The 22,446-nt window shown below is 37.0% G+C and carries 9 protein-coding genes; 5 read left to right on the plus strand and 4 right to left on the minus strand.

The features are described 5' to 3' along the window. The first annotated feature begins 207 nt into the window (after positions 1-207). The 5 genes from OZP11_RS15530 (at position 208) to OZP11_RS15550 (ending at position 18,556) form a co-directional block, all read left to right on the plus strand. Complete coding sequence (locus OZP11_RS15530) at positions 208-678, plus strand: regulatory protein RecX (protein ID WP_281231470.1); 471 nt, start codon at positions 208-210, stop codon at positions 676-678. 393 nt (positions 679-1,071) lie between these two features. Beyond that, on the plus strand, positions 1,072-5,631 hold the full coding sequence (locus tag OZP11_RS15535; RefSeq protein WP_281231471.1) for a DUF8693 domain-containing protein: 4,560 nt from the start codon (positions 1,072-1,074) through the stop codon (positions 5,629-5,631). Positions 5,632-5,774: 143 nt separating this feature from the next. Then, positions 5,775-8,846 carry a DUF8693 domain-containing protein gene (locus OZP11_RS15540; RefSeq protein WP_281231472.1) on the plus strand — a complete coding sequence of 1,024 codons (3,072 nt, stop codon included), beginning with the start codon at positions 5,775-5,777 and terminating at the stop codon, positions 8,844-8,846. Positions 8,847-8,999: 153 nt separating this feature from the next. Next, the gene (locus OZP11_RS15545) at positions 9,000-12,839 is read left to right on the plus strand and encodes a DUF8693 domain-containing protein (protein ID WP_281231473.1); all 3,840 of its coding nucleotides are present in this window, start codon (positions 9,000-9,002) and stop codon (positions 12,837-12,839) included. 503 nt (positions 12,840-13,342) lie between these two features. Next, a complete protein-coding gene (locus OZP11_RS15550) occupies positions 13,343-18,556 on the plus strand; it encodes a DUF8693 domain-containing protein (protein WP_281231474.1) in 5,214 nt (1,737 codons plus the stop codon). A gap of 51 nt (positions 18,557-18,607) precedes the next feature. Here OZP11_RS15550 and OZP11_RS15555 read toward each other — a convergent pair whose 3' ends face one another. From OZP11_RS15555 to OZP11_RS15570, 4 genes are all read right to left on the minus strand, one after another. Next, positions 18,608-19,474 carry a cupin-like domain-containing protein gene (locus tag OZP11_RS15555; protein ID WP_281231475.1) on the minus strand — a complete coding sequence of 289 codons (867 nt, stop codon included), beginning with the start codon at positions 19,472-19,474 and terminating at the stop codon, positions 18,608-18,610. 81 nt (positions 19,475-19,555) lie between these two features. Then, positions 19,556-20,644 carry a biotin synthase BioB gene (bioB, locus tag OZP11_RS15560; RefSeq protein WP_281235534.1) on the minus strand — a complete coding sequence of 363 codons (1,089 nt, stop codon included), beginning with the start codon at positions 20,642-20,644 and terminating at the stop codon, positions 19,556-19,558. Positions 20,645-20,815: 171 nt separating this feature from the next. Then, positions 20,816-21,253, minus strand: coding sequence for a hypothetical protein (locus OZP11_RS15565; RefSeq protein WP_281231476.1), 438 nt, complete (start codon positions 21,251-21,253; stop codon positions 20,816-20,818). 112 nt (positions 21,254-21,365) lie between these two features. After that, on the minus strand, positions 21,366-22,301 hold the full coding sequence (locus OZP11_RS15570) for a bifunctional riboflavin kinase/FAD synthetase (protein ID WP_281231477.1): 936 nt from the start codon (positions 22,299-22,301) through the stop codon (positions 21,366-21,368). Positions 22,302-22,446: the final 145 nt, after the last annotated feature.

Consider the following 22,446-nt stretch of genomic DNA (forward strand, 5'->3'; position numbering starts at 1 on the left):
AACATAGAGTTGTTAAATATCTAGTTAAGAATTGTTTAATGAATGGTAAAATTTAACTAACAGATTTTCCGCACAATATTATTACAATTTGGAATAAAAAACAACTTGATAAAATACGGTTTTTAAGAAAAGTGGATTAATTAACTTAAAATTTAACAGTTAATTGTTTATTTTTCGCATTAATAGTTAAAAAGAAAGAAAATACATATGAGTTCAATTTACACACCACAACAAGCCTTACAGAAATTGGAGCACTTTTGTGCCTATCAAGAGCGTTGTCATGACGAAGTTGTAGCTAAACTCTACAGCTTAAAAATGACTTCTGATGAAATTGATTCAATTGTGGTTCAGTTAATTGAAGGTAATTTTTTGAACGAAACGAGATTTGCCTGCAGCTTTGCCAGGGGCAAACACCGAATCAAAAATTGGGGAAAAATAAGGATTACAAATGAGCTTAAACTCAGAAACATTTCTTCGACCAATATAAACCTGGCACTCAAAGAGATTTCACCCGAAGAATATTTTGAGACTTTTGAAAATCTTTCAGAAAAATGCTGGAATAATCTTCAAGAAAGCAATATTATCAAAAAATGTAAAAAATTTTGCGATTTTATGCTTCGAAGAGGATTTGAAAGCAATTTGGTTTATGAAAAAGTTAAACAATTAGAAAAACAATAAATCTCTCTTTTTAGGACAAAACAATCATTTTTATGTTTACAAAAAATACTGAAAATATCCTATATTCCTTACGTATTAAAAAACAACACTAGGTTGTGAAATATTACTTTTCTGCTGATTTTTCAGTAAATCTGACGTTTTTTGGATTATTTGCTTAAAAAAATAGACGAAAAACACCTTACATTACCGATTTTTCTTATTTTTAACACTCTTGTTTTATAAGAAATTCCATTGGTTACCCATTTTTACTATGCATTTCATCGATTATTTTATCGGTTTGTCGATTATATGCCTGTTCTGAAAACCTCTTCAAAAACCAAAACGTAGATGTATCTATATTTGCTCGGTTCGAAAATTATGCCAGCATAACAACCTGATAGAAAAACATCTACTATGAAAAAAACTTTACTTTTAGTTTTAGTATTATTGCCTTTTTTGGGGATTTCGCAGAACGTTGATTTTGTTCAATGGAATGGATCTACAGATTTAGTTCCCACCGTTTTGAATAATTATGTGGAAGCAAGTAACGTGACTGGAGCAGGATTTTCGAATGGCAACCCAACTCCAACTTATGATGGAATTGAAGGAACAAACTGGTCTTCATCTTCTACTATTGATGTAAACAGATATTTCCAGATAACTTTAAATCCAATTTTAAACGGCCGAATTCTTTTAAACGAAATTCAATTTACATACAAAGGGAATGCATCATCTTATGAGGTTAGATATTCTAAACAGGCGAATTTTTCTTCTCCAGTTACTTTGACAACTGTTACTAATGCTGCAACTAATAACACACCTACATCCGGAAATTTATCAGGTTTAAATATTGCAGTTAATGCCGGCGAAAAAATTTACATCCGTTTTTATGCATACAATGGAACAACCTGGAAATTAATGAACAATAATCTTCTAAAATTAAGAGGCTCATTTGTTCAAAATCCATCTCCAATGAATGGCACTTACATTATTGGAAGTGCTGCAGGAGCAAGTTTTGCAACTTTAACCAGTGCGGTTAGAGCATTAAACTCAGTAGGTGTATCCGGAGCAGTAAATCTAATGTTGGATAATACTACATACAACGTATCAACGGGAGAAACTTTTCCATTGGTGATTAATCCTTATACAGGAAATACTTCTTATAAAGTAACTTTTAAACCAAATACAGGAAGAACTGTAACGATAGAATCAAGTAATTCTAACAACAGTACAGAAGCTGTTTTTAAATTAAATGGTGTAGACAATGTAGTTTTCGATGGAAGTAATACAACAAATGGTACAACAAAAAATTTAACTATTTACAACAATAACCAATCAAACAATAATAGATCAGTTATTTGGATCGCAAGTCAAAACAATAGTAATGGAGCTAATAGTAATGAAATTAAGAATTTGATTTTAAGACAATATGCTCGCGGAACTTACGATTATTCTGTTGGAATATTTGCAGGAGGAACCAGTAGTGTTACAAGTACAGCGGAGACCGCGAACTCTTCTAATATTATAAACAATGTCACTTTTACAGGTGCTGGATTACCAATTTACTTAGAAGGAAATTCCAATTCCTTATCAACAGGCTGGAAAATCCAAAATAATACAATTGGAGGAACTACAAATACAAATAAACCTCATGTTGGTATTCGTTTAAATAATGCTAAAGATTATGAAGTTTCTCAAAATACAATTTCAGGTATTTTAAGATCAAATTCAAATGGTCCTACTGATCATAATGCCGGTATTTCGATATATGGAACAAGTAATGGAGCTATTTTTGGCAATAAGATAAGTGATGTTTATGAAACAGTTGGAAATACAGCATATTGTGCCGGGATTTATGTTGACAGTGGAAATAACAGTATTTACAACAATTTTATAAATAACATCAGGACTAGCGCAGCTGATGATAATAATTATAATTTTCAGTACAAAGGACATGGTATATATATCAACAGCGGATCTTCTAATAAAATCTATCACAATACTATTGTGATGGATAATACATCTGCAGGTGGAAGATCGTCATGTTTATATATTGCAAATGGAAGTAATATTGGTATCAAAAACAACATATTTTATAGTTCTCAAACTATCGGAACACAATATCTGATTTTTTCAAATACTGCTCATACAGCGATAACAGAATTTGATAATAATGATTATTTCTTAAAAAGCTCAGGTACTTTATCAAATAGATTATCAAGTGGAACCTATACAACTCTTGCCCAATGGAAAGCAGTAAGTTCTGCAAAAGAACAAAATTCTATCAATGTTGAGCCAAAGTTTATTTCAACAATAGATTTCCATTTAGAACAGAATACAAACAGCTCGGCACTTCATGCAAAAGGGGCTCCTATTGCAAGTATTACTACAGATATAGATAATGAAGTAAGAAGCACAACTGCACCGGACATGGGAGCTGATGAAATTATTGTCTGCGAGCAGGGTGATCAGACAGCTTTTGGTATCAACAGCTGGATTGGGTATGTATATAAATGGACAGGAACAGTTCCAAATCCGGCAGTTACAGCAGGACCGGCTACAGCAACAAATGTATTTATAGGAAACGTAACCGAACCAAGAATTTTTGACCGAAATATTGGGACTGGCACCGTTAGAGGTGTTACTACAAATATATGCGGAAGTGCTCCGGCGGACAATTTTTTTGTACGTTATAAAATGCAAACTACAACAACAGCAGGAACTTATAATTTCACAATAGGAGGAGATGACGGTGTAAGACTATATATTGATGGTGTTTTGATAAATGTTGCTCCGGCTAACTCATATGCTATTCATAGTTATACGACCTATGCTGCGCAAGTAACACTTACTGCGGGAACACATAGTTTTATTTTAGAATATTTTGAAAATGCCCAGGATTCCAGAGTTTCTTTTTCATATGGAGAAATTAAAGGTGATGTTGCACTTCCATACGGAGAAAATAAATGGAATGTATATGGTTTCTCTACAGCAGATATCAACTTACCAGCGTATTCATATGCAGGAATGTATGTTGACAACAGTTTGAATGTTAATACACAAACATCTTGGAACAAGAACAGTTCGCCTTCAACTTATTCCGGATGGCAGGGAGCACCTATCGGAGTAGATCAGTTTACTATCACTTATAAACGTCATGGATTTACTTGTGGAAGCTACCAGATACAATTAGTAAATTGTGATGACGTTGGGGAAATTTATATTGATGAAGTTAAAGTGTATACCCAAAATGGTTATACAAATACTTCAACTCCTATCAGAACAGCTCCTTACGCACTAAATAAAGATTCTAAGGTAGAAATTCGTTTAAGAGAAGATGGAGGCGATGCGAATATAGCAGTAAGCTTTGTGCCAGTTCCAAATGTATATGACGGAACAACAGCTCCTGCTTCTGGCTCACCTATTACTATAACCTCAAATACAACTATAAGTACCGACCTTAATGTATGTTCTTGTACGATCAATGCAGGAGTAATACTTACAGTACCAAAAGGCAGAACTTTAAATGTTGAAGAAACAACAATTGTTGGTACTGGAGGAAAACTTCTTATTGAAGACGGAGGTTCTTTCCTTCAAAAAAGCACAGCTTCAGATGCATATCAGGGAGCTATGAATTCATTTGAACTTAAAAGGAAAACTACTCCTATAAGTCGTTATGATTTTACATTCTGGTCATCGCCTGTAACTTTGGCGTCTAACTTTACACTGCATGATTTATCTCCGGATACATTGGCAGATAAATACTATATCTATAATCCTTCTTCAGGATGGGTAATTGATTATGGCGGTACATCAACAAAAATGGTACCGGGAGAAGGTTACAATGTAAGAGCGCCTCAGACTTTTGATATAAATCTAAACGCAATTTATGAAACTACTTTTAAAGGACTTCCAAATAACGGAAACGTTACGGTTAATCCTGTGGGAGGCAAATGGAATATAGTTGGAAATCCTTATCCTTCGGCAATCGATGGTGTGAAGTTTATACAAAACACTGATGTGGGGGCGGTATATTTCTGGACACACGCCAACAAACCGGTTTATAATTCAGGCAGTAACACTTACAAATATGCCACTACAGATTATACCACTTTTAACCTTACAGGAACTGCAGGACCGGACTTCCCGGGATCTGTTACCTCAACAGGAAACATTGGTGCCGGACAGGGATTTTTTGTAAAATCACCTTCAGGAAACCCTATCGTATTTACAAACGATATGAGAGTTGCAGGAAACAATTCTAATTTTTACAAAACAGCACAGACAGCAGAACTTGAAAGAAACCGTTTATGGCTGAACTTTACCAACACCGAAGGTGCTTTCAAACAGGCGCTGGTTGGTTATGTCGAAGGAGCTTCAGACAGCTGGGACGTTAATTACGATGCAGTTACGCTAAACGGAAACAACTTTATAGATTTCTATAGTATCAACGAAGCTAAAAAACTAACCATTCAGGGACGCGCCCTTCCGTTTGAAGAAAGTGATATCGTGCCTCTTGGATACAGAACCACAATTACCGGAGAATTTACCATAGCAATTGATCATGTTGACGGAATATTCACGAATCAGAATGTTTATCTGGAAGATAAAGTAACCGGAAAAATTCAGGATTTGAAAGTTGGAAATTATACCTTCAGTACCGCAATCGGAACTTTCTCAGATCGTTTTACAATTCGATACACTAATAAAACACTTGGAAACGATGATTTTGAAACTATCGAAGGAGGACTTTTAGTTTCTGTGAAAAACAAAGTTATCGGCGTGACTTCTGCAAAAGAGAATATAAAAGAAGTGAACATTTATGATATTTCAGGAAGACTGCTTTACAGCAAGAACAAAGTAGATTCAGCCGAATTATCAATTTCAAACCTGCAGTCCAGCAATCAGGTGCTTCTGGTAAAAGTAACACTGGAGAATGATGCTCAGGTAACCAAAAAAATCATTTTCAACTAAATAAAATATTAAATCATTAAAATCCGACAGTCCAGGCTGTCGGATTTTATACGTTATAAACCTTTACAAACAAAAGCATAAAAAGAGCTCCTGTTAAAGAGCAAAGAAAAAACAACCAAATCAAACCAAAACTAACAACTTGTATGTATCCAAAATTATTTTTGTTTACCCGTTCTTTACTTTTAAAAAATTTAACTTTACTATTCTTTTTACTATCCTTAACAATGTCGGGGCAGACTGCCGTGACCGGAATTTATACAGACTGGAAAGGGTATTGGCATTCTACCGGAACTACCGGAGTAGGAAATCGTCCAGACAGAGAAAACAATTTGCTTGCTTTTAGATGGAAAGGCACAACGTATTCTACCGGAGTCAATAATGCTATTCTTGATGCTAATACTGTTGGTTACAATGCTCAAAAATTCAGAGCTTTAAAAATTCAAACGGTAGGAATTGGTGCTAGTATGTACTTTCTGCAGGGTTCGATGATTGACGGATCAGCTTCTACAGCTGTATTACAGCCTGCATTGGCAGGATCAACAGCAACCGGAGCAGAACTTGCTTCCCGATTAACAGACGGGTTAAACGGATTAGCTCTGGGAACCGGAGTAGCTAATATAAAAGCCGGAACAGCAGAATTCAAAGTAGGAACAAACAACTTGAATCTTAGCGGTATTGGCGACGGAATTCCGGATTTAATTGTAACACAGGTTGCAGATCCGGGAGGAACAGCTGATACATTTAAATTCATTGATGCTTCGGGAAATTTAGTTGGAAAAGAGCTTTCTATAAAATTTGACGCTGTAAATGCGGTAGGAACCTACAGTCTTGATTTGTTTAATATGAACGGAACAGTTGGTTTTTCACCTGCTTCAACAAGAGATATTCGATTGTTAGGAATTGAAACCAGCGAATTTGAAATCACAAGTACCAATGCGCCGTTGGTTGATCGGTTTGTGGTAACTTTCTCGGGAAATTCAGATTGTGCTTTTATTGCTTTCAATACTAATTCATTAAAGATCGCAGAATTAAGTCTTGTGAATACTGCTTCGTTAACGACTTGCGGAAAAGCCGGCGTTCAGATAAATTATACTTTTGATATTAAAAATACAGGAGAAGTTCCTATTACAAATATTCATTTAACAGATCTAATGCCAGGTCTGACTGTTACCGGGAATTCTATTGCCAGTCTCGCAGCCGGAGCAACAGAAACGATCCACGGAACGTATACAATTACAGCTGCTGATGTCACTGCCGGAAGAGTAACTTCTTCTATAAAAGTTACAGGAACAGATCCTTCATTAAACGTTGTAGAAGATATTTCTGGAAATACTTTTACCGATAATATCCCAACAACTATTGATTTATTGACTCCTCCAACAATTTCTATAGTTAATAATACAACATGTACATCTTTAGGAAGTGTGGTTCTGACAAATTTACCAGCATCCGGGAACTGGGTAATAGAGAGAAGTCCGGGGAATGTTTTAACAAACGGATCAGGATCAAGCACAACGATTGGAAATCTTGCAGGAGGAACAACTTATACTTTTAGAGTAACAAATGCAGACGGCTGTAAATCACCATCAAGTGCGGGAGCAGCTATAGCAAACGATTCTTCAACAACATGGAATGGGACAGCATGGAGCAACAGCACGCCTACAGCTACTAAATCAGTTGTGTTTTCTGGAGCTTTTACTTTTACAAGCGATCTTACCGCTTGTTCTTGTACTATTAATTCGGGTGTAAACTTAACGATTCCGTCTGGTATAAGTTTGATCCTTACCAATGGTTTAACCGTTAATTCCGGAGGATCATTAACTTTCGAAAACAACTCAAGCTTGTACCAATCTAACCCTCTTGCTACAAATACAGGAAATATAACTTACAAAAGAAACACCACACCTGTAAACCGTTATGACTTTACATTCTGGTCATCGCCTGTAACTTTAGCGTCTAACTTTACACTGCATGATTTATCTCCGGATACATTAGCAGATAAATACTATATCTATAATCCCTCTTCAGGATGGGTAATTGATTATGGCGGTACATCAACAAAAATGGTACCGGGAGAAGGTTATAATGTAAGAGCACCTCAGACTTTTGATCCCAATTCAACAGCAATTTATCAGGCATCTTTTGTGGGAGTTCCTACTAACGGAAACGTTACGGTTAATCCTGTGGGAGGCAAATGGAATATAGTTGGAAATCCTTATCCTTCGGCAATCGATGGGGTGAAGTTTATACAAAATACTGATGTGGGGGCGGTATATTTCTGGACACACGCCAACAAACCGGTTTATAATCCAGGCAGTAACACTTACAAATATGCTACTACAGATTATACCACTTTTAACCTGACAGGAACTGCAGGACCGGACTTCCCGGGATCTGTTACTCCAACAGGAAACATTGGTGCCGGACAGGGATTTTTTGTAAAATCACCTTCAGGAAACCCTATCGTATTTACAAATGATATGAGAGTTGCAGGAAACAATTCTAATTTTTACAAAACAGCACAGACAGCAGAACTTGAAAGAAACCGTTTATGGCTGAACTTTACCAACACCGAAGGGGCTTTCAAACAGGCGCTGGTAGGTTATATCGAAGGAGCTTCAGACAGCTGGGACGTTAATTACGATGCAGTTACGCTAAACGGAAACAACTTTATAGATTTCTATAGTATCAACGAAGCTAAAAAACTAACCATTCAGGGACGCGCCCTTCCGTTTGAAGAAAGCGATATTGTGCCTCTTGGATACAGAACCACGATTACCGGAGAATTTACCATAGCAATTGATCACGTTGACGGAATATTCACGAATCAAAATGTTTATCTGGAAGACAAACTAACGGGAAAAATTCAGGATTTGAAATCCGGAAATTACACCTTCAGTACCGCAATAGGAACTTTCTCAGATCGTTTTACAATTCGATACACTAATAAAACACTAGGAACTGGTGATTTTGAAACTATCGAAGGAGGACTTTTAGTTTCTGTGAAAAACAAAGTTATCGGCGTGACTTCTGCAAAAGAGAATATAAAAGAAGTGAACATTTATGATATTTCAGGAAGACTGCTTTACAGCAGGAACAAAGTAGATTCAGCCGAATTATCAATTTCAAACCTGCAGTCCAGCAATCAGGTGCTTCTGGTAAAAGTAACACTGGAGAATGATGCTCAGGTAACACGAAAAATCATTTTTAATTAGAAAATTTATTTTCAATACATATAAAATCCATCTGTTTTTAATACAAGCAGATGGATTTTTTTTATTGAAAAAAAATCACCAAAACAGGGTATTGCATCTTTTGAAAAAGGTAATTAATTTCGGTTTATTCTTACTTTTTAAATATTCCGGGTTTTGATAAAAAATTTACTTTACGCTGTATTATTGTTTTTTCTTCCTTTTGTTATTCCTGTATCTGCCCAGCAAGGGAAGGTCGATGTTACTTTTAATACTGTTGATGATGGTTTGAAAGGAGATGGCTTTGATGGTACAGTGCGAACAATTTCTCTGCAGGCCGATAATAAATTGATTGTTGGTGGAGACTATTCCAGTCTTAACGGAATTATAACCTCCAGCTTAAGCCGTTTGAATCCCGATGGAACAATCGATGAAGGTTTCGATACCGGAACAGGTTTTACAGGTAAAATTTATTCTTCGCTTATACAGCAAGGGGGAAAAATAGTATTAGGAGGCAGTTTTACATCTTATAAAGGAATAAATTCAGGAAGACTTATTCGTTTAAATTCAGACGGATCACAAGATCTATCATTTAATTCATCTATCGGAGCCTTGACCGGTATTATCTACAACATGGCATTGCAGCCAGACGGAAAAATTATTATTGTTGGAAGCTTTACTAAATACAATAATATAACCGTAAATCGTATAGCCCGTATAAATTCTGATGGTTCTTTGGATAATTCTTTTATAACCGGATCAGGTTCCCCATTGCTTATTTCGGATGTCAAAGTTTTGTCTAACGGAAAAATTCTGGCAGCTGGAAACTTCATATCATTTAATAAAATTACTGCAAACCGAATTATCTGCCTGAATTCTGATGGAAGTATTGACAATAGTTTTAATACAGGGACTGGTTTTGATGATGATGTAAATACGATAGCCCTGCAGCAAGATGGAAAAATTCTTCTTGGAGGAAATTTTACATCTTATAATGGCTATACAGCCAACAGAATCATTAGACTTAATGAAAACGGGTCTGTTGATGAAACCTTTACGGGATCTGGTTTTAATAATGGATCTGTTGAAATTATAAAAATAGGCAGATCCGGAAATATCATGATTGGAGGGTCATTTACAAACCACTATAATAACGAAGATGTAAACAGACTCGTGTTTTTGAATACAGATGGAACGGTTAAAAATGACTTCGATATAGGTTCCGGTCCGGGATCACTTTCTGTTTTAGCCCTGGCAGAAGATCCTGATGAATCCTGGTTTATTGGCGGTTCATTTTCTGTTTTTGATGGACAAAATCAGGGACGACTGGCAAAAATCAGTTTTGAGGGAGAACTCGACAGCAGTTATTTATCATCGGGGATTGGTTTTGATAATTCGGTTTTAAAAATGATTTCACTTGAAGATAATAAAACGATAGTAACCGGAAGTTTTACAAAATTTAATAATCAGCCTGTATTTCGTATAACGAGGCTTCTTGAAGATGGTTCAAATGATCAGGAATTTAACAAAGGACAGTCAGGGGCTAATAACCTTATCAAAACAGCTGTCCTTCAAACAGATGGTAAGATTGTCCTTGGAGGTAATTTTTCAAAGTATAATGAAGTAAATTGTACCCGGATCGCCAGAATTTTTTCAGATGGAACACTTGATAGTACCTACAATACCGGATCTGGATTTAACGGTCAGGTATATGCAATGGCCATTCAGGAGGATAATAAAATAATTGTCGGCGGAAGTTTTACCCGTTATAATAATGATCCGTCTGCAATCAGAATAGTGAGGCTTCTTCCGGATGGTTCGCGCGATATATCATTTAAGACAGGACTTGGTGCAGATGCTGTTATTGAAGAAATTTTAATACAGCCCGATGGAAAAATACTTGTTGGAGGAAGATTTACCACTTTTAACGGAGAGTCTTCCCCGCATTTGGTCCGCTTAAATAATGATGGAAGTATTGATAAAAGTTTCAATATAGGATCCGGTTTTGACAAATATGTTTACGCCATCGCATTACAATCTGATCATAAAATAATTGTAGGAGGCTCTTTTTTAAGTTATAACGGAATTTCACAAAAAAGAATTCTTCGTCTAAATCCAGATGGCATTCTCGATACAACTTTTAATTCTGAAACTGGTTTTAATAAAGGAGATGTGCGTGCCATTCTGGTTCAGCCGGACGATCGTATTATAGTTGGCGGCACTTTCTCCGGAACCTATAAAAATAATGCCTCTTTAAGATTAATCAGATTATTAAAGTCCGGTGACTTCGATTCTTCATTTGAAGCCCGTCTCAATAATAAGCTTTTTGCCTTAAGCTTTACTTCGAATTTCAGGCTGTTAATCGGTGGAAATTTTAATTCCGTTTCGGGAATTTCAAAACATAGGATTTCAAGATTAAAACTTTGTCTGGATTCTACAATCTGGGACGGAAATGACTGGTCAAATGGCTACCCTTCCGGTGGAAAAGAAGTTCTTTTTAAAGAAGATTTTTCGAATTTAATTTCTTCAAATGTTTGCAGCTGCAATATTGAGAAAGGAAAAACAGTTTCACTCTTAAAAGGCAGCACATTAGGAATTGAATTTGATTATTCAGGTTCAGGTACTTTAGTTTTAGAAGATACCGCGAGTTTATATCAGTCAGATGATGATATTGTAAATACAGGAACAATCCATCTTAAAAGAAAAACGAACCCAATATTACGATATGATTTTACATTTTGGTCTTCTCCTGTCGGAAGTCATTCTTTGAAAGATGTTTCTCCTACGACCTTGTCTGATAAATATTATTCATACATTCCCGGATCCGGCTGGAAAATAGAATCACCTTCTACTACTATGATTTTAGGAAAAGGTTATATGATTAGAGCACCTCAGGAATATTCAATTACTTCAAGAGATACATACGAAGCGGTTTTTAAAGGCATACCAAATAATGGCAAAATAGAAATTACTTTGGGTGACCCAAGAACTTTTAGTTTAATTGGAAATCCCTATCCGTCTGCAATAGATGCCGATGTATTTTTAGAAGAAAATAAATCGAAGACCGCAGGCGCACTTTATTTCTGGACACATAATACCGCTGTAACGAATTTGAAATACAACTCAGATGATTATGCAGCTTACAATTTGGTTGGAGGCATAGGAGTTCAGGCAAAATCCAGCGGGGTTAATGAATTAGTTCCCAATGGCAAGATTGCGGCGGGGCAGTCGTTTTTTCTCAAAAGTACTGTATCTGGAAATCTTGAATTTAACAACAGCATGCGGATAAAAGGAAACAATAATTTCTTTTTTAAACATAATGAAATAATAAGTACTGACAAACCGAAGAAACATCGTTTTTGGCTGAACTTTTCAAATGACGAAGGAGCTTTTAAACAGATCCTAATTGGATATCTTGATGGAGCGTCGAATTCTTTTGACAGTAAATATGATGCGGAATCATTTAATGGTAATTCATTTGTTGATTTTTATTCTGTTGTTGATACAAAAAAATTAGTTATTCAAGGAAGAGCATTACCCATTGAAGATTCTGATGAAATTGTTTTAGGTTACAAAACCACGGCTGCCGGAAATTTCATAATATCGATTGACCATGCTGATGGTGATTTCACAAATAAAAAAATCTATCTTGAAGATAAATCGCTCAATACAATATTTGATTTAACTTCCAAAAATTATCTTTTTGAGAGCGAAGCAGGATCTTTTGCAGATCGGTTTGCAATACGATTTTTTGATACCACATTAAGTATACCTGAACATGACTGCGCAGATAATCTTATAGTATCAGTAAACAATAAAATTATAAAGATTAACAGCCTTCAGGAGGAACTAAAAAATGTTTTTGTATACGATATTGGAGGTAAATTATTGTATGAAAAACTAAAAGTTGACACTACTGAATTAGAAATAAAAAACCTTAACCGCAGCACTCAGGTTTTGGTAGTTAAAATAGAATTAAGAAAAGGTAAATTTTATTCAAAAAAGATCATTTTTTAACAGAAATTATAATAGAAAACCGAATCCATTTGCTTTTTTCAAATGGATTTTTTTTTGAAAAAAACGAAATACAATGGAATGATTTTTCTTTCAAAACGCTTGATTTTACTATGGATTGAAGGAATTAACATATGTTTTTAGTTTTTGTAGTTGATAAGATTAAAGTGTTAAAGTTCTAATTTTTAACACATTGCAATTATTGCGTTGTAAATAAAATCGTACCTTGTAGTTGTAATTCGTCAATTTTCGTATTTATAAGCCATTTTGAAATTCGCTTTTACTCTCTTTTTTAAGATGAATTTCTAATTTTTATCTGCCAAAAATATATTGATTGCTTTTTTAAATACCACACAAAAAACAGCATTAATACTATTTTACTGCCTTGACTTTTTGAAGCAGATTTTTTTCTGTTTTTAGAGTTTATTTTTTGAGGTATTTGAAATTATAATCTATCGGTATCATCTGATTTTGAGTTTTTTCTTTTAATTAAAAAATATAGCGCGATGAAAAAAAAATTACCTGCCTTATTTAATTACCCCCAAATTTTAAACCTTTGTTTTTCTTTATCGAATCATTCTAAGAATTCGCTTTCAAAAGTCAAATTATCCATTCTCTTCTCATTTTTTTGCGTTTCAATGTGGGCGCAGCTTCCCCCTCATACATTTGATGCCAATGGAACTGTAGTTGTCCCGGCGGGTATCATATCTATGGAAGTTGAGGGCTGGGGTGCCGGTGGTGCCGGTGGTGGAGCAAATAATTCCGTAGCATTAACTGGACGAGGAGGAGCCGGTGGTGGCGGCGGCGCGTATGCACATGGCTTTATAGGAGTTACTGCCGGAAATACTTTAAATGTTAGAGTAGCGGGAGCTACTACAGGTACAACCGGCTCAGGAGTTAATGGCGGAAATTCTTATATTGAAGGATTTGAGCTAGCGTTTTTAGCAGCTGGTGGTTTAGGCGGAATTGCTAACACAACAGGAACATCTGGAGGGGGTACAGGAGGCTCAGCCTCAACATCAAAAGGTTCAATTACAACAGTAGGTGGTAATGATGGAGGTGCCGGTGGAAATTTCCTTTTAAATTTAGGAGGTGCTTCCGGAGCAGGAGGAAAAGCCGGAGGTGCAGCCGGAGGTGCGGGTGGTGCATCCCGTACAAGTGCACTATTAGGTGTTGGTCCGGGAATTGCTGGTACACCTCCTGGAGGTGGTGGCAGTGGAGGACTGCATCTGGCAGGATCTGCCGCGCAGGCAGGTGGAGATGGTGCTGCCGGGAGAGTAATTGTAAGATATACATGTCCCACTTATGGAATAGGTACTCTTCAATCGGTACCCACATGTGTTTCAACGGCAACTTCTAATATAACATTTACCTCTACCGCAGCTTTACTGCCAACGGGAGTATATAATGTTACTTATAATCGCAGCTTGCCCTCTGGTACAGCATTAACAGCAACAATGACTGTTAGTACGGCCGGAACAGGATTTTTTACAGCTTCAGGACTTACAACTGCAGGAACCAGTGTAATAACCGTTACAAATATAAGTTCGGGTGTTTGTTCAACTCCTGTATCATCAGCTAATACTATTAATGTAACTGTTTCTCCTTCTACTGTTGGAGGAACTGTAGCGGGAGGAACTACCATATGTTCCGGATCAACAAGTGCTGCATTATCTTTGACAGGTCAGGTGGGTTCAATTATTCGTTGGGAATCTTCAGTATCTCCATTTTCTACATGGAATCCAATTTCAAATACAACAGCATCATATACATCAGGGGCTCTTACTCAGACTACTCAATTTCGAGCTGTAATCCAAAGCGGAACATGTTCTGTTGTTAATTCAGGAGCAACCACAGTTACAGTTAATCCACTTCCACAAGGAAGTTTAAGCGCAAATGGCCCATTCTGTGTTACCGGTGCAGGACAGCTTACATTTAATGCTACAGCCGGAACAGGTCCTTACACAATAGTTTATACAGAAAACGGTGGCACAAACCGTACAGTAACAGGTGTTACGAGTGGAACTCCTTTTAATGTATTTACTACTCCGGTCACGACTACCACTAATTATGCTATTGTTTCCGTTACCGATGCCAACTGTACACGCAGTACAGGTTTTACAGGAGGAGGTACAGCTGCTATTACAGTTAATCCATTACCTCAAGGAAGCTTAAGTGCTGTCAGTCCGCTTTGCGGCTCCGGTGCAGGTCAGTTAACATTTACAGCTTCCGCAGGAACCGGACCTTACACGATAGTGTATACAGAAAATGGCGGTACAAACCGTACAGCGACAGGAGTGGTGAGCGGTACTGCTTTTACACCTTTTACGACTCCGGTTACGGGGTCAACTACTTATGCTTTGGTTTCGGTTACCGGAGCAAACAGCTGTGTTCGAAGCTCAGGTTTTACCGGTTCGACAGCAGCTATAACAGTTAATCCGCTTCCTCAGGGAAGTTTAACTGCCTTGAGTCCTCTTTGCGGCTCGGGTGCTGGTCAGCTGACATTTACAGCTTCCGCGGGAACGGGACCTTACACGATAGTCTACACAGAAAACGGCGGTACAAACCGTACAGCAACGGGAGTGGTGAGCGGTACTGCTTTTGCGCCTTTTACTACTCCGGTTACGGCAACTACTAATTATGCTATTGTTTCAGTTACAGATGCGAATTGTACCAGAAGTACAGGTTTTACAGGAGGCGGAGCCACTATTACAGTTAATCCATTGCCTCAAGGAAGCTTAACTGCTGTGAGTCCGCTTTGTGGCTCCGGTGCTGGTCAGCTGACATTTACAGCTTCCTCAGGAACGGGACCTTACACGATAGTGTATACAGAAAACGGCGGTACAAACCGTACAGCAACGGGAGTGGTGAGCGGTACTGCATTTACACCTTTTACCACTCCGGTTACGGCAACTACTAATTATGCTATTGTTTCTATTACAGATGCGAATTGTACCAGAAGTACAGGTTTTACAGGAGGCGGAGCTACTATTACAGTTAATCCATTACCTCAAGGAAGTTTAAGTGCTGTGAGTCCGCTTTGCGGTTCTGGTGCAGGTCAGTTAACATTTACAGCTTCCGCAGGAACCGGACCTTACACGATAGTGTATACAGAAAATGGCGGTACAAACCGTACAGCAACAGGAGTGGTGAGCGGTACTGCTTTTACACCTTTTACGACTCCGGTTACAGGGTCAACCACTTATGCTTTGGTTTCGGTTACCGGAGCAAACAGCTGTGTTCGAAGTTCAGGTTTTACCAGTGCGACAGCAGCCATAACAGTTAATCCGGTACCAGTTCCAACTTTTACAGCCTCACCTCCTGCTTCAGTTTGTGTCAGTACAGATGTAACGTATACAACACAAGCTGGACAGACAAATTATCTCTGGACGATCCCGGGAACTTCGGGAACAGATTATACCATTACAGCCGGAGCAGCCTCTGCCACAAGTAATACAGTAACTTTGCAATGGCTTACAACGGGTAACAAAACGGTAACTGTTGGTTATTCTTCCAGCGGTTGTCCTTCAACTGTTAATGCAAGCAATACAACGGCGGCGATACAAACTGTAAAAGGTGCCGTAAATGGCGGGCAGCATATCTGTATTGGAAGTTCAAGTCCTTTGTTAACTCTAAGCGGCTACACAGGAACAATAGTCAGATGGGAATATGCAGAAGCAATACCGTATGTCTGGCAGTCAATTGCTCACACAGGAAGTACGTATCAGCCGGGAATATTAACCACTAGTACGAGCTACAGAGCAGTTGTGAAAAATGGAACATGCCCTGAAGATTACGCAGTAGAAACCAGAATAGATGTTGACCCAAGACCATCAACGCCAACCGTTGGAACTATTACACAGCCAAGTTGTGTTGTCCCAGGCGGAAGTGTAATTTTAAATGGTTTGATATCACCTGGCAGCTGGACAATTAATCAGTCAGGAACTGCAGTACAGACCTATTCGTCATCAGGAACAACTTATACAGTTTCAAATCTGGCTCCGGGAAATTATACTTTTACCATTCAGGAAACAGGAGGCTGTCAATCTTTACCAACAGTTAATGTAGAGATTATTGCGCCGGTAACCAATATCTGGAACGGAACAAGCTGGTCTAAAGGAACACCGCCTGTGGCGAGTGATGCTATCGAATTTGCAGGTAATTATTCGACTACGGGAGATTTGTCAGGATGTTCTTGTAAAGTTGATTCTGGGGTTACAGTTATAGTAAATTCAAATCACACCTTAACAATTACAAATGCTGTAACTAATAATGGCGGAACATTGCAGTTTGAAAATAATGCAAGTTTGCTGCAGGTTAATAATTCTGTAAATTCAGGAAACATAATTTACAAACGTAAAACAGCACCGATTCGTAGATATGATATGACATTCTGGTCTTCGCCTATAGTTCGTACTCCGGCATATACGCTGCACGATTTATCACCTGAAACACTAGCAGATAAATATTACGCTTATGACGTTTCGTTAGGCTGGGCAATAAGTTATGGAGGAACTGTAGAAATGATCCCGGGACACGGGTATCTGGTAAGAGCGCCACAGACTTTTGATATTGTAAATTATGCCGAATATGTTGCTTCATTTATTGGAGTGCCAAATAATGGCACAATTCCGATTCCTTTATTAGCATCAGAAAGATATCATATGGTAGGAAATCCATATCCTTCGGCAGTATATGCAGATCAGTTTATTTTTGATAATCAGTCAAATTTATACGGTAGTCTTTATTTTTGGACACACAATACAGCACCAATTGCTAATCCGGGTGGAGGCGGTTCTAAATATACTAATGACGATTATGCGGTTTATAATCTGGCAGGTAGTGTAACGGTAGGAGCAATGCAGGGTACAGGAGCGGGCTCACCTGGTAATCAGGATCCTCCTTCAGGATATATAGCCGCTGGTCAGTCATTTTTTGTTAAAGCTAAAAGTGTCGGAACAGCTAACTTTACCAATACCATGCGTGTTGCAGGCAATAATAATCAGTTTTTCAAGACAGATCAAAGCAATAAATCTGCTTTAGAGAGACATAGAGTCTGGCTTAATCTAACGAATACCGAAGGAGCTTTTAAACAATTATTAATTGGTTATATCGAAGGAGCAACTAATTCATGGGATAATAATTATGATGCAGTTACATTAAACGGAAATAAATTTCTTGATTTTTACAGTGTTAACGAGAATAGAAAACTGGTTATCCAGGGACGTGCGCTGCCTTTTGATGATTCAGATGTTATCCAGCTGGGTTATAGTACCACTATCGAAGGCGAGTTTTCAATATCTATTGATCGTGCTGATGGTGACTTAACAAATCAGAATATTTATCTGGAAGATAAGCTTACAAATTCCATGCACAATTTAACAGCAAGTAATTACACCTTTAGCACAACTATAGGAACGTTTTTAAATCGTTTCCTTGTGCGATACAAAACAAATACTTTGGGTGTTGGGGATTTTGAAAATCAGAACAGCGGTCTGTTGATTTCTGTGAAAGATAAAATCATAAGTTTAAACGCATCCAATGATTTAATTCAGGAAGTTTCGATTTACGATGTCTCCGGAAAATTAATTTATAATACTAAGAAAGTAGAAGCTCCGGAATTGCAGATATCCGATTTTAAATCTGCAGATCAGGTCTTATTGGTAAAAGTAACGTTGAACAACGGAAATACCACAACCAGAAAAATTGTCTTTTACTAACCAGAAATAAAAAAACCAGTTATAAATTTATAACTGGTTTTTTTATTGTTTTTAAGCGCTCTTTCGAAGATTTTCATTGGTGTTCTGAATCGCTTTTTCATTTTTGTAATCAATCCATTTCTGGCCTTTAAACTTTCGCATCATAATATCAAAATAGCGCATTACTAAAATGTTGTATGCTGCCTTTGATAAATTAGTAATGCTTTTAGGAAATGAACGCAGACTCATCGAAAATCCCGGTGTCAGATATTTCATGTAATGCCAGTAACCTTCAGGCATATACAGCATTTCTCCGTGTTTAAGATTGGTAATATACCCTTCTGCATTTTGTAAAGCAGGGAATTTTTCATAATCCGGATTATCAAAGTCAATGTCTTCCCTTGAAATTAAAGCATGCGGTACTTTATACATATATTTGGACTGATCGGGTGCAAAAAGCATGCATTGCTTTTCACCATGAAAATGAAAATGCAGGATATTCGAATAATCGATATCAAAATGCATAAAGACCCTTGCGTTTTCTCCTCCAAAAAACAGCATAGGCAATTGCTTGACTAATTTAAGACCTATATCCGGCCATAAAAAGTCCTCTCGTAATACAGGCACATCTTTCATTAAATTATAAAGAAAGATGCGATAGTTGGTAGGTTTTGATTCTAATAAACTGATGTAATCGCTCATCTTCATTTTTGTATGAGCTTCATTAAATCCTTCTTCATGATTTACAGGTCTGTCATCATATAAAGGAACGGTAATATTGCCGGCAATTTTGTTGATATAGGATAATTTCCATTTTTGATACGCGGGCCAGTCTTCGGTCAGCTCTTCAATAACAACAGGAATCTGCTTCTTTACATATTGGGAAATAAAATCTTTTTTTGAGATTTTTTGAACCCTTTCTATTTGTTTTAATTTCATTTTTATAATAAAAAAAATTGCTTATAACTCTGTGTCACAAGCAATTTACTAATTATTATTAAAATGGATTAACTCATTTGCTTAAATTTTTGATTTGATCGATGCTTCAATATTTCTTTCAATATTATGTCCAGGCCTTGACCATTTTGGCTTTTCTCCTAATGATGTGAATTTAGAATCGGCAGCTTCGACCGTTTCCGGCTGCATGAGTTTGATAAATGGTTTTTGCGGGATCAGGCCTAACATATCGAACATTTTCATATCATCATTTACATCAGGATTTGGAGTAGTCAGTAATTTGTCTCCGGCAAATATTGAATTAGCTCCGGCAAAAAAGCACATTGCCTGGCCTTCACGGCTCATGTTGGTTCTTCCGGCAGATAATCGAACCTGTGTTTCGGGCATAACAATTCGGGTTGTGGCTACCATACGAATCATTTCCCAGATCTCAACCGGTTTTTCTTCTTCCATCGGCGTTCCTTCAACAGCAACTAGTGCATTAATTGGAACTGATTCCGGCTGCGGATTAAGTGTTGAAAGTGCAACCAGCATTCCGGCTCTGTCTTCGATACTTTCTCCCATTCCAATAATACCGCCGCTGCAAACTGTTACATTTGTTTTGCGGACATTTTCGATGGTTTTTAACCGATCTTCAAAACCACGTGTAGAAATGACATCTTTGTAATATTCTTCAGAAGTGTCCAGATTATGATTGTAGGCATACAATCCTGCTTCGGCCAGACGTTGTGCCTGATTCTCTGTCAGCATGCCTAAGGTGCAGCAAACCTCCATGTCCAGTTTGTTAATGGTACGAACCATTTCAAGAACCTGATCAAATTCGTCGCCGTCTTTTACATTTCTCCATGCAGCTCCCATACACACGCGTGACGAACCGCTTGCTTTGGCTCTAAGTGCCTGAGCTTTTACATGACTTACAGTCATTAAATCATTTCCTTCAACCCCGGTATTATATCTTGCAGCCTGAGGACAGTAACCACAGTCTTCAGGACATCCTCCGGTTTTTATAGATAATAATGTCGAAACCTGAACCACATTTGGATCATGCTGCTGCCTGTGAATGGTTGCCGCTTCATACAATAGATCCATTAAAGGCTTATTGTAAATGGCGATTATTTCATCTTTAGTCCAATTGTGTTTTGTCATACTTATTGATATATTTGTTTTGGAGAAATAAAAGTAAGTAAATTATGATAACCAATACGCTCTGAACTTAAAAATGAATATTTACTGTCTTTTAAAAAAAAGAAACACTCTAAAATCAATATAAATCTTAATTATATGATTTTAGAGTGCCTGAAAGTTATTTTTATTCCGAAAAAATTAATCGGCTGCGTATTTGTTATTCCAGTAAAGCATCATTAGTAAAGTTACAATAACAGATGAAGCCAGTCCTTCAAAAAGAAGACAGATGCAATATGTTGGTACAGAAGGATTTCCTCCAAACATAAACGTTTCAGATAAGGTGCGTACATACGCATCGCCTCCTCTGGCGTAACTGTAAACCAGCAAACCCAGAACACTCAGCGATATACCAACAACAGAAGTTGTCATAGCAGAAACTGCGTTTGACACAAAATTGGTTTCTCCTTCATGAAGATTCATAGTCATCGTTCTGTTGACACCATAGAATATGAAAAAGACATTCAGAACACGGAGATAAAATAAATCTGCCAGACCAAAAAGATTCATTAGTAAGAAATAAATCCCAATTCCGAGGAAAATTAAAAACCCGTTTAGTATTTCTTTTGGTAGTTTCATAATAATTATTTTTAGAGGTTAGTGATATAATTATTTGATAAGCAGGTAAGTATATCAAATTTACTAAAAAAATAACTACGATGGTTTAAAAAACACCAAAAGTAATAAGGGATTATTGCTGTAAGCGGCTCACAAAAGCCAAGGCATTTTGTTTGTCCTGATTTAATTGTGTTTTAAGGAGATCGACAGAACCAAATTTTTGTTCATCACGAAGATACTGCAACAGAGAAACCTCAATTTTTTTACCATAAATATCAGTATCAAAATCAAAAAGGTTTACTTCGATAGTTTGTTTCTGTCCGTTAACAGTAGGGTTAAACCCAATATTCATCATCCCGAAAACTTCCTGATTGTCAATTAAAGCGCGGACTACATAAACACCGGTTTTTGGTATCAGTTTATACTCTTCATTAATTTGAATATTTGCGGTAGGAAAACCAATTGTTCTTCCTAATTGTTTTCCTTTTACAACTTCACCGGTCAGAAAATATTCATAGCCTAAATAATCATTGGCCAGAGTCATGTTCCCTTCGTTTAAAGCGTTTCTGATTTTGGTAGAACTTACTGACACATCCTGAATTTCCTGAGCTGTTATCTGTTCAACTTCAAACCCGTACTCGGTACCAAATGCAATTAAGTGGTCAATATTAGCAGTTCTGTTTCTTCCAAAACGATGATCGTGTCCAATAATTATTTTGTGAATTTGAAACTGATCTACTAAAATAGAATGTACAAACTCTTCAGCAGTAAGTCTTGAAAAATTTTCGTCGAAAGGATGAATGATGAGGTTTTCGATTCTGGTTGCTTCTAAAAGTTTTGTTTTTTCAGAAATCGTGTTTAAAAGTTTAATTTCTGATTTTTCCTGTAGAACCATTCTCGGATGCGGAAAAAAGGTAAGAACCAGACTTTCGTATTTTCCATTTTCAGTGTTTTGAGTAATCCGTTCCAGAATTTTTTTGTGACCAATATGTACGCCGTCAAAAGTACCAAGAGTCAGAATCGTTTTCTTGGTCGAATGGAAATCGTTTATAGAATGAAAGAGCTTCAAAACAAATTATTTAAGATGCTGCAAATTTATACTATCTATTTGGAATTTTGTACTAAGACGAATTGATTTTTTAGGAAGATAATCTTTCTTTTGTCAAAAAAAACGGGGCTGGTCGACTAAAATAAGTTAAATGTCGTTTAAATGT

Origin of the sequence: Flavobacterium gelatinilyticum, from assembly GCF_027111295.1 — a bacterium.
In the GTDB taxonomy this organism is placed as follows: domain Bacteria; phylum Bacteroidota; class Bacteroidia; order Flavobacteriales; family Flavobacteriaceae; genus Flavobacterium; species Flavobacterium gelatinilyticum.

Excerpts from the sequence above, each read along its gene's own strand:
- OZP11_RS15530 (WP_281231470.1), top strand. The coding sequence starts at position 208 with ATGAGTTCAATTTACACACCACAACAAGCCTTACAGAAATTGGAGCAC.
- OZP11_RS15535 (WP_281231471.1), top strand. The coding sequence starts at position 1,072 with ATGAAAAAAACTTTACTTTTAGTTTTAGTATTATTGCCTTTTTTGGGG.
- OZP11_RS15540 (WP_281231472.1), top strand. The coding sequence starts at position 5,775 with ATGTATCCAAAATTATTTTTGTTTACCCGTTCTTTACTTTTAAAAAAT.
- OZP11_RS15550 (WP_281231474.1), top strand. The coding sequence starts at position 13,343 with ATGAAAAAAAAATTACCTGCCTTATTTAATTACCCCCAAATTTTAAAC.
- OZP11_RS15555 (WP_281231475.1), bottom strand. The coding sequence starts at position 19,474 with ATGAAATTAAAACAAATAGAAAGGGTTCAAAAAATCTCAAAAAAAGAT.
- OZP11_RS15565 (WP_281231476.1), bottom strand. The coding sequence starts at position 21,253 with ATGAAACTACCAAAAGAAATACTAAACGGGTTTTTAATTTTCCTCGGA.